Genomic DNA, 15,516 nt, shown 5'->3' on the forward strand with positions numbered 1-15,516 from the left:
TGAGTGACACTTCCTTCCACGGCATGGCAGGTCTCCCAAAAGACACTGCCAGCCAGTCTAGATGTGTTACCCATGTCTCCGAACAGGTGTTACCTATGTGTCCGGGCTATACAAGCGGGAGAGGGGTTAGGGGAGAGGGCCGGCGGTTCGTCCTTGGCAAAGTTGGTTAGGACTTGATGCGCTTGCCCTCTCCCCCTGCCCCTCTCCCAGAGGGAGAGGGGAGCAAAACATCGGGAGGAGCAACGTCAAACACTGAACTTTCAGCGCCGAAACCACCCCATCAATGTCTTGTCGATTCCTCGGAAGCATCCGATGCCTGCGGGGCATCCGCATCGAATGCCACATGCCGGCCGTCGGCTGACTGGTAACCGAGCTTCGCGCTCTCGCCCATCATGCGTTCGTAGGCCAGCATGGCTTCGGCCACGGCCTTCGATTCGCCCCTGAACACCACCACATCGTTGCCGCAGCTCGGGCACTGGCCGCCGAACACGGCGTCGATGCCGCGCAGGTCCGGTGCCGGGATGGCGTCGAAGTTGGTGAATGCCGTCTTGCAGTGTCCGCAGACCAGTTGCGCGGGCCGCAGTGCGTCTACGCGAGCCTGTGCCTGTTGTGCCCGTTCCTCGGGCGTGCCGCGCCGTTTCGCTTCACCCATGATGTGTTTCCTTTCTGACTTGGTGTTGACGTCAACTGCTGCGTTCTTCGCGCTTCTGCGTGCAAGCAGCTTTCGGCGCGAATGAATCGGCACAAACTACCCGGCGCACGGGGACCCGTTGCAGTGACGGCCCATTGTAGAGGGAGAACTGCGGCCATGCACATGCCGATGGCAGGGGCATGCGGCGCATGTAGCACCAGCGGTCTATGCTTACGGTCTCTGCCGATCTCTCTTGTCCGAAGGAGTCCGTCCATGTCCGAGAAGCCGTCCGCCACCCGTATCGAGAAAGACAGCCTGGGAGACGTTGCCGTCCCAGCCGATCATCTCTGGGGGGCGCAGACCGAGAGGTCGCGTCAGAATTTTCGTATCGGCAGCGAGAAGATGCCGCCATCGTTGATCGAAGCCTTTGCCGTGCTCAAGCTCTGCGCGGCACGCGCCAACCGCGAGCTTGGCGTATTGAAGCCCGACGTGGCCGATGCCATCGAGCGTGCCGCCGAGGAAGTCATCGCCGGCAAGTGGCCAGCCGAGTTCCCGCTGTCGGTGTGGCAGACCGGGTCGGGTACGCAGACCAACATGAACCTCAACGAGGTCATCTCCAACCGCGCCATCCAGATGCTGGGCGGCGAGGTGGGCAGCAAGAAGCCCGTTCACCCCAACGATCACGTCAACGCCAGCCAGTCGTCCAACGACAGCTTTCCCACGGCAATGCATATCGCCGCCACGCGCGCCATCCAGCAGGAACTGCTGCCCTCGCTCGAAAAACTCCAGCAGACCTTTGCAAAGAAGGTCGAGGCGTTCTCCGACATCGTCAAGGTTGGCCGTACCCACCTGCAGGATGCCGTGCCGCTGACGCTGGGCCAGGAATTTTCCGGCTACATGACGCAGGTAGCGGATGCGCAATCGCGTCTGCAGCAGGCGATGCTGCGCGCGATGCCTGTGGCGCAGGGCGGCACTGCCGTCGGCACGGGCCTGAACGCGCCGCACGGTTTTGCACCAGCCTTTGCCCGTGCGCTGGCCGCGTACACCGGCCTGCCGTTCGAGCCCGCCGCCAACCGCTTTGCGCTGCAAGCCGCGCACGATGCACTGGCCGATCTGTCGGGCGCGCTGAACACCACCGCATCGTCGTTCCTGAAGATTGCACGTGACTTCATGCTGCTGGGCTCGGGTCCGCGCGCCGGCTTTGCCGAACTTCAATTGCCAGCCAACGAACCCGGCTCGTCGATCATGCCCGGCAAGGTCAACCCGACCCAGGCCGAAGCATTGGCGATGGTCTGTTGCCGCGTGATCGGCAACCACACCACGGTCACGCTGGCCAACAGCCTGGGCACGCTGGAACTGAACGCGTACAAGCCGGTGATCGTCTATAGCCTGCTGCAATCGGTCACGCTGCTGGCCGATGCGGCATCGAGCTTTGCCGAGCACATGGTGGAGGGCGTGGAGCCCGACCGCGTGCGCATCCAGGAACTGCTGGAACGTTCGCTGATGACCGTGACTGCGCTGAATCCGCATATCGGTTACGACAAGGCTGCCGAGATCGCCAAGCTCGCGGTGAAGAAGAATCTCTCGCTGCGCGAGGCGGCGATTGCTTCCGGCCATGTCACGAACGAGCAGTTCGATCAGTGGATCGACTTCAAGGCGATGACCATCGAAGTCTGAGCCAGGAAGGCTGGTCTTGACGAAGAAGGCTGCGTATCCACGCAGCTTTTTTCTTGCCCCGATCCCTGTGCGCTTGTCGCCGCAAAACGGAGTGCTTGGCCCGATGCGGTAAAATGCGCCCCTTCCGCAGCACTGGCAGCGCCGTATCACAGACCTCGCACAGACCTCCCGCAGGTCGCGATGGGTACGGCCATGGCCTCGTCGAAGAGGTGCCGCGGACATTCCGATGTTCCCGCAAGGCTTCGTGCCTTCGCTCCTGGCTTGCCTGTGCCCCGCTCACAGCATTCGCCAACCGCTTCGACCCTCGATCCGGGCCCTGCGCCGCTGCGCCGCGTGCATCCCGGATAACGCCCCGCGCGACTTTCGTGTGATTCGCATGACGAGAGACTCCCGCGCGGGACTGGAACCCTCTCAGGTACTTGCCTGAACCCGCCCGCCGGCATACGCGCGGGCCGGTCCGTATTCCGGAGGACAATTCGTGAAGTCTTCAGCCAGCCTTTGGCTGCTTGCGGCCGGGCTCTTGCCCTGCGTCGCCTACGCCGACTCCGGCGTCACCCTGTATGGCATCGTCAGCTCGGCCGTACGGTACACCTCGAACATCGACGGCCAGCATCACGACCAGGTTGGACTGGTCTCCGGCGGCATGGTCGGCAGCCGTTTCGGCCTGAAAGGCACCGAGGATCTCGGCGGCGGCAATCGCGCCATTTTCCAGCTCGAAAACGGCTTCAACAGCGACACCGGCACGGTGGGCTACAACGCGCTTTTCGGACGGCAGGCATTCGTGGGACTGGCGGGAAACTGGGGCAGCCTGACGTTCGGGCGCCAGTACAACGCGGTGAACAACATCGGCTGGGCGTTCAATCCGCTCGATCAGGGTTGGGGGAATTTCTGGTCCGATCCCATCTACATTGGCGGCGATATCTTCTTCCAGGACTACCGCATCAATAACAGCGTGGTCTACCAGCACAAGGTGGGACCGTTCTCGGTGCAACTGGACTACGGGGCGGGCGAACAGCCCGGCGGCATGCACCGTGGCACCACACTCGGCGGTGGCGTGAAGTACGACCGTGGACCGCTGGCGCTGGGCATAGCGTACGACCAGCGGCGCAGCGACGATGGGGCGAACACGATCCGCAACTACTCGGTGGGCGGCTCGTATTCATTCGGCAAGGCCAGCGCATACGTGGGCCACATGGGACGGCGCGAATCGGCAACCGACGCGCACTACAACATTGTCTTCGCCGGACTCGGATACCAGCTCACGCCGGCACTACACCTCTCCGGCGCCTACTACCGATATCTGCAATCCGGGGGCGTGACCACTCAGTTCCAGGAGGTGCCGATCCATCTTGGCGGCGGCAACGCGGACAGTGTCGCCCTTGTGGCCAACTACGCATTCTCCAAGCGCACGAGTGTGTACCTGGAGGCCGATCTCGTGCATGCGCGCGGCGGCACGGTGGGTCGCGAGACCGAGTACTGGGGCGGCACCCCCGTCACCGATGTCAGCCAGAGCACGCGCGTGGGCGTGATGGCCGGCATGCGTCACACGTTCTGATCGGCCGATCGATCCGTCGCGTGGCGGTCAGGCGGTCTTGCCGCTCTGCTCGGCCACGATGCCGCGTATTGCCTGCTCGAAGGCCTCGGGTGGCTGACCGCCCGAGAGCAGGTAGTGGTTGTTGAAGATGATCGACGGCACGGACTGGATGCCCATGGCCTGCGACTCGCGTTCTTCATCACGCACATCCTGCGCAAACTCGTCGCTGTCGAGGATGTCGCGCGCCTCTTCGGCATCGAGTCCCACCGAGCGCGCGGCTTCCACCAGCACGTCGTGATTGCTCGGATCCTTGCCGTCGCCGTGATACGCCTGCAGCAGCGCCAGTTTCAATGGCAACTGCTTGCCTTCCGTGGCGGCCCACTGCAAGAGCCGGTGTGCATCGAACGTGTTGTAGACGAAGTCACGCGCACCGAACGTGAAACCCACGGCGGCGCCGCGCTCGCGGATCATGGCCTGGCTCTCGGCAATCTGCGCCGGCGTACGGCCGTACTTCTTGCCCAGGTAGTCGACGATGGCTTCGCCTTCCGGCCCCATCTGCGGATTCAGTTCAAACGGATGCAGCACGATCTCGGCATCGACCTCGTCCTTGAGACGATCCAGTGCCACCATCAGCGACGCGATGCCTACGGCGCACCACGGGCATGCAATATCCGATACCACGTCGATCTTGAGTGATTGGGTCATGACTTGTTTTTCCAGCTTCGAAAGTGGCGACAGGGTAGCCGGATTTGCCGAATCCTGCAGGGCACGCGCCTCCTATACTGGATCTGGCGTGACCATCCATTCGCGCCGGGAGACTCCCATGGGACGCAAATACATCGATTGCCGCGAATTCCCCAGTGAAAAACAATGCACGGTCGCGCTGAGCGCGGACAGCGAGGCAGAGTTGCTCGAAGCCGCCGTGCAGCATGCCGTGCAGGTCCACGAGCATCAGGACTCGCCCGAACTGCGCACACAGCTCAAGGCGTGTTTCCACGACGGTGCGCCGCCAGCGTAGGTTGTTGGCTTCAGCATGACGCGCGGGGACACCGGAGCGCGCCCCGCGCCGCTCAGTGCATCACCGCCAGCAAGCCCGCAATACCGAATCCCAGCGCCGCCAGCGCATCGCCGGCAATCAGCCCGCCGCCGATCAGCGACGTGGTACTCATGTCTTCCGGCAACGTTGCATCTTTCGATGCCGGCCGGGTGCGGCTTTCCGCGAGACTCGCCACCACACCGCCCGCCGCCATCCACGCCGCCGCAGGCAGGTTCACGAATCCGCCGAATGAGGATGCATACGGCGACGGCAGCACCACGGCATCGAGCACGAAGTCAGCTACCTTGCCGCGCCGGCTGCGTTCCACGAAGGCGCGATAGCGATCCGAAGCGCGGATCACCTTGCGCAGGATCTCCGTTGCCAGTCCGATGCCGACACCGATCCACACCGCCAGCCGCTGATAGGGCCGATCCTCGGTCACGCTGCGCAGCGCGCCAACAATCTTGTATGTCATGGCCGAAGTCCAGCGCGCGGGTTGCTGGTCGGCGGACAGTACGGTCTGATCGAGGCGCAATACCGGGTACGCCTCCATGAACAGTCGCGCCAGCAGCACGGCCAGCACCGCGCCTGCCACGATACCGGCGACCTGATAGCCGAACTGGACCATGCGGTTTGTCCCCAGCCGCCAGCCGGTTGAGCGGTCTTGCTGCATGTCGGACGCTTCCGCCGTGGAGACGAGCAGCACCGTCGCGGCGATCAGGCCGATATGCGGTTCGCGCAAACCCACGGCAGCCATCAGGATCACCGTCAACACGAAGGCCGACGAGATCGGGTTCTGGTCGACCATGCCCACCGAGATACCGTTGACCAGCGCGAACACCAGCACCAGCAGCACCGCCATCAACTGGTAGCCAACCGGCTGCCCGAACCACGCCACGCCAGCCACCACCACGGCCAGCCCCCAGGCCACCACCCACGCAATAATCCAGCGTTGGGGCGTGAGTGCGGCTTCGGGGCGAGCCTGACGCGAGCGCTGCCATGCACGGACCAGCAACAGCAGCACGTCGACCAACGCCGCGCCCATGATCATGCCGAGCGCGAACAGGAACGTGATCTTGCGATAGGGGTCGCCGGGCGCGAGCCAGCCAATCGATACGAAATACGGTGTCAGCGCCCAGCCCACCAGGCCGCCAACCAACGCCGCCACACCAATGCGCGCGCCGACGATCATCCCTGCCCCAAACGTGGAAGCCGACAGATCGATCGCACCAAGCCACGCGATACGCGATGCGCCAACGCTCGCCACCACACCCAGCCCCATGCCGCTGGCGAGCCGCGCAATCGAGCGGCGCAGCAGCACCGGGTCTGTCAGCGCGCGCAGGATGTTGGCAACGGCAAGGCCGGAAGGAAAGGTCAGTTGCATCCGGTCCACCAGCAGCGGCGTGTACAACATGCCCACGCCCACGCCATACATGCCGATGCAGAGCATGTAGCCGATCAACTGCCACAACGGCGGCTCGGCCATCCCCATCCAGCCCATGGCCTGGATGACCACGGCCATGCCACCCATGCCCGCCACGGATGCGGCGGCGGTCTGGATGTAGTTGGCGCCGTGCCTACCCGATGCACCGTATCCCGCCGTCACGGCCGAGCCGAGGATGCCTGCAAGAACCTGTCCGCCGACGAAGAAGCCGAGCGAGAAGTTCATGTAAGCCGCCGCGATACCACCCAGGGGTCCAAGCACGAGCATGCCGGCTGCGCCGAGGAGGAGGTGGTATTGCCAGGTGTTGGGGCGGGGGAGCGGCATGGGTGGTGAGTTTGATGTTGGGGTGTTTGGTACCGTTTCGCTCCCCTCTCCCGCGCAGTGGGAGAGGGGTTGGGGGTGAGGGCTGAAGGGTCCGCTTGCCGGCCACATCGAAAGTTTTGCGGCTGGCCCTCTCCCCCGGCCCCTCTCCCGCAAGCGGGCGAGGGGAGCAACCCGAGGGCTACGACACCCGCCTGTTTTCTTCCCAGCGTACCCATTTCTGCGTGTTCCACCCAGCGAAAAATCGCAAAGCGTACCCGTTTCTGCGTACGAAATCAGCGCGCGGCAATCGCCCGAAACCACCTTTCCGGCGCAGGCAGCCTGCAGGAGGCAGGCATAGAATGTTGCGTCGGCCCGGCCGGCATCCACTACAAGACCTCTCTCCTCTCGCTGTCACGCATGAAGCCCGCCCTGCTTGTCCTGATCCAGCTCGAACCCGACCATCTCGCCCTGGTCTCCGAACAATACGAAGTTGCCTACGCCCCGACGCCCGAAGGACGCGCCACGGAGATCGCCACGCGCGGCAAGACCTTCCGCGCCCTGCTGACCAACGGCACCACGGGCATCACCGCCGAAGAACTCGACGCCATGCCGGAACTCGGCCTGGTCTGCGCGCTCGGCGCCGGCTACGAGAACATTCCGATTGGCGCCTGTCAGGCGCGCGGGATTGCCGTGGGAAATGGCGCGGGTACCAACGACAGTTGCGTAGCCGATCACGCCATGGCGCTGCTGCTGGCCACCGTGCGTCGCGTGCCTACTCTCGACCGCGCCACGCGGGACGGCGTCTGGCGCAGTTCGATCGCGCTGCCGCCGAACGTGTCCGGAAAAAAGCTCGGCATCATCGGTCTAGGCACGATTGGCCGCCGCATCGCCCGGCGTGGCGAAGGCTTCGACCTGGAGATCGGCTATCACAACCGCCGTCCGCGTGCGGACGTCCCCTTCCAGTACTTTGCCGATGTGTTGGCGCTGGCCGAGTGGGCGGACTATCTGGTGGTGGCTACGCCAGGCGGCGCCGAGACGCGGCACATGGTGGATACCGCCGTGCTGCGCGCGCTGGGACCGTCGGGCTACCTTGTGAACATCGCGCGCGGCAGCGTGGTGGATACGAAGGCGCTGGCCGATGCGCTGCGTGCTGGGGAGGTTGGCGGTGCGGGGCTCGACGTCTATGAAAGCGAACCGGCGCCGCCGGTCGAATTGTTCGATTGCCCGAACGTCGTGCTGACCCCGCACGTCGGCGGCTGGTCGCCGGAGGCGGTGCTGGCGTCGGTGAACCAGTTCCTGGAGAACGCGCGTCGGCATTTTGCCGGGGAGCCGCTGGTGGCGCCGGTGGGGTGAGCGGCACCTTGCTTCCCGCTCTGTTTTTGCTCCCCTCTCCCACTGCATGGGAGAGGGGAGCGCATATCGCGGGACAGTGGCCTAATTCTGCGCTCGAAAGCCTACCCCACCACCGGAAACACCACCCTCACCCGCAGCCCCGGCGCCGCATCCTCCAGCGCCACCCGAGCCCCATGCGACTGCGCCACCTCGGCCACGATCGCCAGACCTAGTCCGCTGCCCCCAGTCGGCGCATCGGGTACGCGATAAAACCGGTCGAACACCCTCGCTCGTTCAGCAGCCGGAATCCCTGGGCCGTTGTCCGTGACCGTCAGTTCGATCCCTTCAGCGGTATGGGCCACCTGCACATCCACGCGCCCGCCCCTCGGGATGTAGTGCAGCGCGTTGTCGACGAGATTGGTCAGCAGGATGCGCAGCGCGTCGGCATCGCCGCGGATCGTGACCGGCCCCTGCGCGCCACTCTCTTCCAGCCCGAGGTCGATATCGCGATCGATGGCAGCCTGCGACATGTGCGCCACCACCTCGCCCGCCAGCGTGCGCAAATTCACCGGTTCATGCGGCGGCGGTGCAGCGCCGGGTTCCTGCCGCGCCAGCGTCAGCAACTGCGCCACAAGGTGGGTCAATCGCTCCAATCCCTGTTTGAGATGGCCCACGGCCGCCTGCCGTGCCTCGGCGCTGTCCGCGCGCTCCACCAGTTGGGCCTGAAGCTGCAGCGCGGTCAGCGGGGTCCGCAGCGCGTGGGCGGCGTCGGCCACGAAGGCGCGCTGCGTGTCGATGGCGTGCGCCAGCCGCGCCAGCAACTGGTTCAGCGCAGCAGAGAGCGGCGCGATTTCATCGGGCATGTCGCGCACGGCCAGCGGTGCCAGTGTATTGGCATCGCGCGCGCGTACTTCCGTGGCAATCTCGCGCAGGGGCCGCAAACCGCGCCCCACGGCCAGCCAGATCAGCCACGCCAGCAGCGGCAGCAACAGCAGCAGTGGCGCCACGGTGCGCAGCGCCATGTGCGCGGCCAGCGTCCGGCGTGCGCTCTGCGGCTGGGCGATCTGCACGACGGCCGGCCCCAGTTGCACGCTGTAGATGCGCCATTCGCCCGATTCGGTCCGCGCATCGGAGAAGCCCAGCTCCGCGCGCGCCGGCAGCACCGGTTGCGCGTGAGACAGGTAGAGGCTGCGTCCCGAGCCATCCCAGATATGGATGACCACGTCTTCATCGGCATGGAGCAGGTCAGCCGATGCGCCATCGCTGGCGCCGAACGGCGGCATCACCGGCACCGAGAACTGGCTCGGCAGCGCGGCGGCTACCTGCTTCATCTGGTAGTCGAACAGCGCGTTGGCTTCCTGCCGCGCCTGACCGTAGATCAGTGCCGTGGCCACGGCGATGCCGGCGACCAGTCCGGCGGCCAGCCACCAGAGCAGGGTTCGTTGAATCGAGCGCATCAGTCCGCCGCCTGTTCCGGCGCCCCGCCGTCAAGTTGCGGCATCAGGTAGCCCACGCCACGGATATTGCGGATCACTGCGGCGCCAAACTTGCGGCGCAGCGCGTGGATATACACCTCGACGGTATTGCTGCCCACCTCGTCATCCCAGCCATACAGCCGCTCCTGCAACTGCGCCACGGACCACACCTTGCCAGGCCGCGCCATCAGGGCAGAGAGCAGCGCGTATTCCCGGGCGGATAACCGCACCGGCACGCCTGCCAGCGTTGCCTCGCGGGTCGATGGACTCAGCACGATGTCGCCATAGCGCAGTTCCGGCTCCGCGCGGCCCTCGGCGCGGCGGGCCATCGCGTGCATGCGCGCCACCAGTTCCTGCAGGTCGAACGGCTTGATCACGTAGTCATCGGCGCCGGCATTGAGTCCGGCCACACGGTCCGCCACGGCATCGCGGGCGGTGACGATCAGCACCGGTGTGCGCACGTTGCGTGCGCGCAGGGCCTTGAGCACATCAAGGCCCGAACGGCGCGGCAAACCCAGGTCAAGGAGCACGATGTCATAGCCACCATCGGCGCGCGGGCCGTGCTGGTCCGTGGCGGCATCGAGTCCTGCGTCGCCATCGCGCACCCAATCCACCGTAAAGCCCTCCTGGCGCAGCGCCACCTTCACGCTCTCGCCGATCATGGCGTCGTCTTCCACCAGCAATACACGCATGTTGATCTTCGATGTCTCAGGAGCGGGCGGCGTGGCGCATATCGCCTTCGAGCCGGTCGGCCAGCGCTCGCGCCAGCCCGGGCAGCGCGGGATAGTCGGCCGTGATCACGTACACGGGGACCTCGGCCAGATACTTGCCCATGCGGCCCTTGTCCGTGAAGCGGGCATTGAAGGGCGATCCGCGGAATGCATCGACGAAGCGCGGCACGATGCCCCCGCCGATATACACCCCGCCGCGCGCGCCAAGCACCAGCGCCACGTCGGCGGCCACCGAGCCCAGCAGGCCGCAAAACGCGTCGAACGCGCGGCGGCACAGGGGATCGCCCTGCTTCAGCGCACCCTCGGTGACCTGTGCCGGAGTCAGCGGTTCGGACAAAAGCGTACCCGTTTCTGCGGACAGGGCGGCGTGGATGTGGGAGAGGCCCATACCCGACAACAGGCGCTCGGCGGACACCCGGCCCAGTTGCGCATGGGCGGCACGCCAGGCAATCCATTCGTCGTCGGTATCGGGCATCACCTCGATGTGTCCGCCCTCGCCTGCCAACGCCACGGCACCGCCGCCCGGCGCCGGAACGAGGCCCGAGACGCCTAGCCCAGTGCCAGGACCGATCAACGCGCGGGGCGCCGTGGCAACGGGCGTGCCGTCGCGTACCTGCACCAGCCCCTCGGTGGGCAGCCACGGCAGGGCCAGCGCGAGCGACGTGAAATCGTTGATCGCCACCAGCGTGTGCAGGCCCAACGCGTCGCGCATGCCTTCGATCGAGAAGGCCCAGTTGTGGTTGGTCAGCTTGACGTGGTCACCGGTCACCGGGTTGGCCAGGCCGATGGCCGCATGGCGCGGCTGGCCGCCGGGCGCCAGCGTCTCCAGATATCGGCGCATGGCCGCTTCCAGCGACGGATAGTCGGCCACCTTGTAGGCCGTAACCTCGCCGATCTGCATGTGCGCGGTTTCCAGCGCAAAGCGCACGTTGGTGCCGCCGACATCTGCCAGCAGGCGCGGGTATCCGTGGGTCATGTGTTCTCGGTTCGGAAAATATCGACGCCGCGCCGATGGCGCGCCAGCACCACGCTGACCGGTAGCGCGGGCGTGGGCGCGGCCAGCGCGCGTTCGAGCACGGCATTTTTCTTGTCGCCGGAGACGGCCAGGAAGGTACGCTCGGCGGCGAGCAGTGCCGCGAGGTTCAGCGTCACGCGCGCGTGGGGCGCCGTGCCGGGATGCGTGACTACATAGCCCGGCTGCGGATCGGACAGCGCCGCCTGCAACTCGGGCGATTCCGGGAACAGGGAAGCCGTGTGGCCGTCCTCGCCCATGCCGAGCACGACTACGTCCGGCTGATGGAATGGCGCGTTGAGGCGCGCGACGGCGCGCTGCGGATCGGCGGCCTCGGCGTCATCGCGGATCAGCGGCGCCCAGCCGGCGACGCCCGCGCCTTCGCGCAGCAGATGGTTGCGCACCATCGCGCCATTGCTGTCCGCATGATCGGGAGGCACCGCACGCTCGTCTACCAGCGTCACGGTAACGGCATCCCAGCGGATCGGGCGATAGCGCAGCCGCTCGAACATCGGCAGCGGCGACTTGCCGCCCGATACCGCCAGCACCGCCCAGCCCTTGGCCTTGATCACGAGTTCCAACGCGTGGCCGATCGACATCGCCAGCGATTCGGCCTGGTCCATCACGGTGGCATGTTCGAACTGGCGCATGGAGGCTCCTGTGGGTGGGTTTGGGTGTTCAGCGACGCGTCAGACTTCCTCGTGCCACAGCGCGTTGTCGCGCGACATCAGCGCGGACGAGGCAGCCGGGCCCCAGGTGCCGGCCGTGTAAGGCTTGGGCGGCACGGTGCTCTGCTCCCAGGTGTCGATGATCGGCTCCACCCAGCGCCACGCCTGCACCTGCTCGTCGCGGCGCACGAACAAACCGAGCCGGCCGCGAATCACGTCCAGCAACAGGCGCTCATAGGCACCGGCGCGACGCTTCTTGAACGACGTAGCGAAGTCGAGATCGAGCGAGGTGGGCGTCAGTTCCAGCGTGTCGCCGGGCTGCTTGACCAGGAAGTACAGCTTGATACTTTCCTCGGGCTGCAGTTGGATCACCAGCCGGTTCTGCGGTGACAAACCCAGCGGCTTGGGGAAAATCGCGTGCGGCACATCGCGGAAATGCACCACGATCTCCGCCACGCGCGACTGCATCCGTTTTCCCGTGCGCAGATAGAACGGCACGCCTTCCCAGCGCCAGTTGGCGATCTCGGCCTTCACCGCGACAAACGTCTCGGTGCGGCTGTCGGGGGCAATGCCCTGCTCCTCGTTGTAGCCCACCACCGGCTTGCCGCCGATGGCCCCGGCGCGATACTGGCCGCGCACGGTCTTCTCGGCCACGTCCTGCGGCTGGATCGGCTTGAGCGCCTTGAGGATCTTGATCTTCTCGTCGCGGATGGCGTCTTCGCTGAGGCTCGCCGGCGGCTCCATCGCCACCATGCACAGCATCTGGAGCAGGTGGTTCTGCACCATGTCGCGCAGCGCGCCGGTCTGGTCGTAGAAGTCGCCGCGCTTCTCCACACCCAGTTCCTCGGCGATGGTGATCTGCACGTCCTGCACCCACTCGCGGCGCCAGAGCGGCTCGAACAGCGCATTGCCGAAGCGGATCGCCATCAGGTTCTGGACCGACTCCTTGCCCAGGTAGTGGTCGATCCGGTAGATCTGGTCCTCGGCGAAGAACTGCGCCACGGCCGCGTTGATGGCCTCGGACGATTCCAGATCGTGCCCGAGCGGCTTTTCCAGCACCACGCGCACATTCGGCGTGTTCAGGCCGGTACGCGCCAGTTGTTCGCAGATCGGGACAAAGATGTGCGGGGCGGTGGCCAGGTAGCAAACCACCACTTCGGGCTTGCGGGCCAGCACCTTCTCGGCCAGCGCATCGAAATGGGCCGGCTGGCGGGCATCGGCCTGCACGTAGCAGATACGGTCGAGGAACGAAGCCCAGGCATCGGGCGGGGCATGTTCCAGGCCGGGCCGCACGGTGTCTTCCAGCGTGGCCTTGTACTGTTCGGTGGTCTGCTCGTGGCTTCCCGTGGCCAGGATGCGCGCCGAAGGATGCAGCACACCGCAGCGGTGCGCATCAAAAAGGGCCGGCAGCAGCTTGCGCCGTGCCAGGTCACCGGTGCCGCCAAACAGCACCATGTCGAAATCGGGCATGCTCACCCTGGGCTCCTTGCGGGGGTTTGCCCCCCGGCTTTATGAGTCTCACCGGGTGGCGCTTTGGTTCCAGCCAAATGCTTCGGCCATGTTACGTCACTCGCCCGCGCTTGTGCGCGCGGCATGGCTGCCAGGCAGTATCCAGGGCCAGAGCGTACCCGTTTCTGCGTGCCTTCCGGATTGTGCGGCGGCGTGCATGAAAGTTGCGTGACGGTGGCGTCCGCCGTTTTCGGCTACGCTGAGAAGCGCCCCCACAGGAGATCCCCATGCCCCGACACCCCGTCCTTGAACGGGTCACGGCCCGCATCGTGGCCCGCAGTGCCCCGACCCGGCAGGCTTATCTCGACCGCACCCGCGCCATGGCCGGCCAGAAGGTCGAGCGCAGCAATCTCTCATGTACCAACCTGGCCCACGCCGTGGCCGCGATGCCCGACGACGCCAAGATCCGGCTCAAGGCGCAGGAGCGTCCCAACCTCGCCATCGTCTCGGCCTATAACGACATGCTGTCGGCCCACCAGCCACTGCAAACGTATCCGCAATGGCTCAAGGAGGCCGCGCTCGAAGCCGGCGGCACCGCGCAGTTCGCCGGCGGCACCCCGGCCATGTGCGATGGCGTGACGCAGGGCCAGGACGGCATGGACCTGTCGCTGTTCTCGCGCGATGTGATTGCGATGGCGACCGCCGTGGCGCTGTCCCACCAGATGTTCGATGGCGTGCTGTACCTCGGCGTGTGCGACAAGATCGTGCCGGGGCTGGTGATGGGCGCGCTGTCATTCGGCCATCTGCCTGCCGTGTTCGTGCCGGCCGGGCCGATGACTACCGGTATCGGCAACGAGGAGAAGGCCCACATCCGCCAGCTTTACGCGGAAGGCAAGATCGACCGGCACGGCTTGCTCGAAGCGGAAACCAAGTCGTATCACGGTCCCGGCACCTGCACGTTCTACGGCACCGCCAACTCCAACCAGATGCTGATGGAGATCATGGGCCTGCATCTGCCGGGCACCGCGTTCATCAATCCGGGCACGCCGCTACGCGAGGCGCTCACGCGTGAATCGGCGCGGCAGGCGCTGAAGCTCGTGCATGGTGGCGAGCGCTATATGCCCATTGGCGAGGTGCTCGACGAACGCGCGTTCGTCAACGGCATCGTCGGACTCGTGGCCACGGGCGGCTCCACCAACCACACGCTGCACCTGATCGCCATGGCGCGCGTGGCCGGCATCCAGCTGACCTGGGACGATTTCGACGAACTCTCCGCCGCCGTGCCGCTGCTGGCGCGCGTGTATCCGAACGGCAAGGCGGACGTGAACCAGTTCCAGGCGGCGGGTGGACTCTCCATCGTCATCCAGGGCCTGTTGGCCGAAGGGCTGCTTCATGACGACGTGAACACCATCGTCGGCCGTGGCCTGCGCGACTACACGCGCGAGCCCACGCTGCGCGACGGCAAGCTGGGTTGGACCGATGGCCCGACGCAGCCGCTGGACGACACCATCGTGCGTACTCCCGGCAATGCGTTTGCCCCCGATGGCGGCATCAAGGTGCTCGACGGCAACCTGGGCCGCTGCGTGATCAAGACCTCTGCGGTCAAGCCCGAGCATCAGGTGGTGGAAGCCCCTGCCATCGTGTTCCATCATCAGGACGACGTGCTGGCGGCATTCAAGCGCGGCGAACTCGAACGGGACTTTATCGCCGTGCTGCCGTGGCAGGGCCCGGCGTCATGCGGCATGCCCGAACTCCACAAGCTCACGCCGACGCTGACGCTGCTGCAGGATCGCGGCTTCCATGTGGCGCTGGTCACCGATGGACGCATGTCGGGTGCCTCGGGCAAGGTGCCGGCAGCCATCCATGTTTGCCCCGAGGCGCTGACGGGGGGTGCCATCGGGCGCGTTCGCACGGGAGATATCGTGCGCGTGGATGCCCCGGCTGGTGTGCTGACGGTGAAGGTGTCTGACGCCGAACTCTCTGCGCGCGACGCCGATAAACCTGACCTGACGCCGAACCGCCATGGCGTGGGGCGCGATCTGTTTGGGGGGTTCCGCAAGCATGTGGGAACGGCGGAAACGGGGGCTTGTTCGTTGTTTGGGGAGGAGGAATGACTAGCGCTCTCCCAACGTCTGTCTCCCCTCTCCCGCTTACGGGAGAGGGGTCGGGGGTGAGGGCTTAGCGGTTCAAAATTCCGCCATCGCGCGTTGAGACTCCGGGCCCT

General features: G+C 65.8%; 13 protein-coding genes. 5 read left to right on the plus strand and 8 right to left on the minus strand.

Annotated elements, in window-relative coordinates; translation table 11 throughout:
* Window positions 1-280: 280 nt before the first annotated feature.
* Window positions 281-652, minus strand: coding sequence for a hypothetical protein (locus FFS21_RS16555; protein ID WP_130393972.1), 372 nt, complete (start codon window positions 650-652; stop codon window positions 281-283).
* A 252-nt stretch (window positions 653-904) separates the two neighbouring features.
* Here FFS21_RS16555 and fumC point away from each other — a divergent pair, with 252 nt between their 5' ends.
* Both fumC and FFS21_RS16565 read left to right on the plus strand, forming a co-directional pair.
* Window positions 905-2,308 carry a class II fumarate hydratase gene (gene fumC, locus FFS21_RS16560; RefSeq protein ID WP_137925875.1) on the plus strand — a complete coding sequence of 468 codons (1,404 nt, stop codon included), beginning with the start codon at window positions 905-907 and terminating at the stop codon, window positions 2,306-2,308.
* 478 nt (window positions 2,309-2,786) lie between these two features.
* Complete coding sequence (locus FFS21_RS16565; RefSeq protein WP_137925876.1) at window positions 2,787-3,863, plus strand: porin; 1,077 nt, start codon at window positions 2,787-2,789, stop codon at window positions 3,861-3,863.
* Between the two features lie 27 nt (window positions 3,864-3,890).
* Here FFS21_RS16565 and FFS21_RS16570 read toward each other — a convergent pair whose 3' ends face one another.
* Window positions 3,891-4,547 carry a DsbA family oxidoreductase gene (locus FFS21_RS16570; RefSeq protein WP_137925877.1) on the minus strand — a complete coding sequence of 219 codons (657 nt, stop codon included), beginning with the start codon at window positions 4,545-4,547 and terminating at the stop codon, window positions 3,891-3,893.
* Window positions 4,548-4,665: 118 nt separating this feature from the next.
* Here FFS21_RS16570 and FFS21_RS16575 point away from each other — a divergent pair, with 118 nt between their 5' ends.
* Window positions 4,666-4,860, plus strand: coding sequence for a DUF1059 domain-containing protein (locus tag FFS21_RS16575; RefSeq protein WP_137925878.1), 195 nt, complete (start codon window positions 4,666-4,668; stop codon window positions 4,858-4,860).
* Between the two features lie 52 nt (window positions 4,861-4,912).
* Here the strand turns inward: FFS21_RS16575 and FFS21_RS16580 are convergent, their stop codons facing one another.
* On the minus strand, window positions 4,913-6,646 hold the full coding sequence (locus FFS21_RS16580) for an OPT/YSL family transporter (protein ID WP_249359445.1): 1,734 nt from the start codon (window positions 6,644-6,646) through the stop codon (window positions 4,913-4,915).
* A 396-nt stretch (window positions 6,647-7,042) separates the two neighbouring features.
* On the opposite strand from FFS21_RS16580, the gene FFS21_RS16585 reads away from it, so the two are divergent.
* Entirely contained in the window at window positions 7,043-7,978 is a 936-nt protein-coding gene (locus tag FFS21_RS16585; protein WP_137925879.1) for a 2-hydroxyacid dehydrogenase, read from the plus strand.
* Between the two features lie 101 nt (window positions 7,979-8,079).
* Here the strand turns inward: FFS21_RS16585 and FFS21_RS16590 are convergent, their stop codons facing one another.
* From FFS21_RS16590 to zwf, 5 genes are read right to left on the minus strand one after another with little or no spacing between them, the layout of a single operon-like run.
* A complete protein-coding gene (locus tag FFS21_RS16590) occupies window positions 8,080-9,414 on the minus strand; it encodes a sensor histidine kinase (protein ID WP_137925880.1) in 1,335 nt (444 codons plus the stop codon).
* Complete coding sequence (locus FFS21_RS16595; protein ID WP_137925881.1) at window positions 9,414-10,124, minus strand: response regulator; 711 nt, start codon at window positions 10,122-10,124, stop codon at window positions 9,414-9,416. The genes FFS21_RS16590 and FFS21_RS16595 overlap by 1 nt, the downstream gene beginning before the upstream one ends.
* A 16-nt stretch (window positions 10,125-10,140) precedes the next feature.
* Window positions 10,141-11,139 carry a glucokinase gene (locus FFS21_RS16600; RefSeq protein ID WP_137925882.1) on the minus strand — a complete coding sequence of 333 codons (999 nt, stop codon included), beginning with the start codon at window positions 11,137-11,139 and terminating at the stop codon, window positions 10,141-10,143.
* On the minus strand, window positions 11,136-11,825 hold the full coding sequence (gene pgl, locus FFS21_RS16605) for a 6-phosphogluconolactonase (RefSeq protein WP_137925883.1): 690 nt from the start codon (window positions 11,823-11,825) through the stop codon (window positions 11,136-11,138). The genes FFS21_RS16600 and pgl overlap by 4 nt, the downstream gene beginning before the upstream one ends.
* Before the next feature lie 39 nt (window positions 11,826-11,864).
* Window positions 11,865-13,313: a glucose-6-phosphate dehydrogenase gene (gene zwf, locus FFS21_RS16610; protein ID WP_137925884.1), complete on the minus strand. Its 1,449-nt coding sequence runs from the start codon at window positions 13,311-13,313 to the stop codon at window positions 11,865-11,867.
* A 266-nt stretch (window positions 13,314-13,579) separates the two neighbouring features.
* Here zwf and edd point away from each other — a divergent pair, with 266 nt between their 5' ends.
* Window positions 13,580-15,406 (plus strand): phosphogluconate dehydratase, encoded by a 1,827-nt coding sequence (gene edd / locus FFS21_RS16615; RefSeq protein ID WP_137925885.1) that lies wholly within the window; start codon window positions 13,580-13,582, stop codon window positions 15,404-15,406.
* The last annotated feature ends 110 nt before the right edge of the window (window positions 15,407-15,516 follow it).

This window comes from Cupriavidus sp. 2SB (assembly GCF_005503625.1).
Classification (GTDB): domain Bacteria; phylum Pseudomonadota; class Gammaproteobacteria; order Burkholderiales; family Burkholderiaceae; genus Cupriavidus.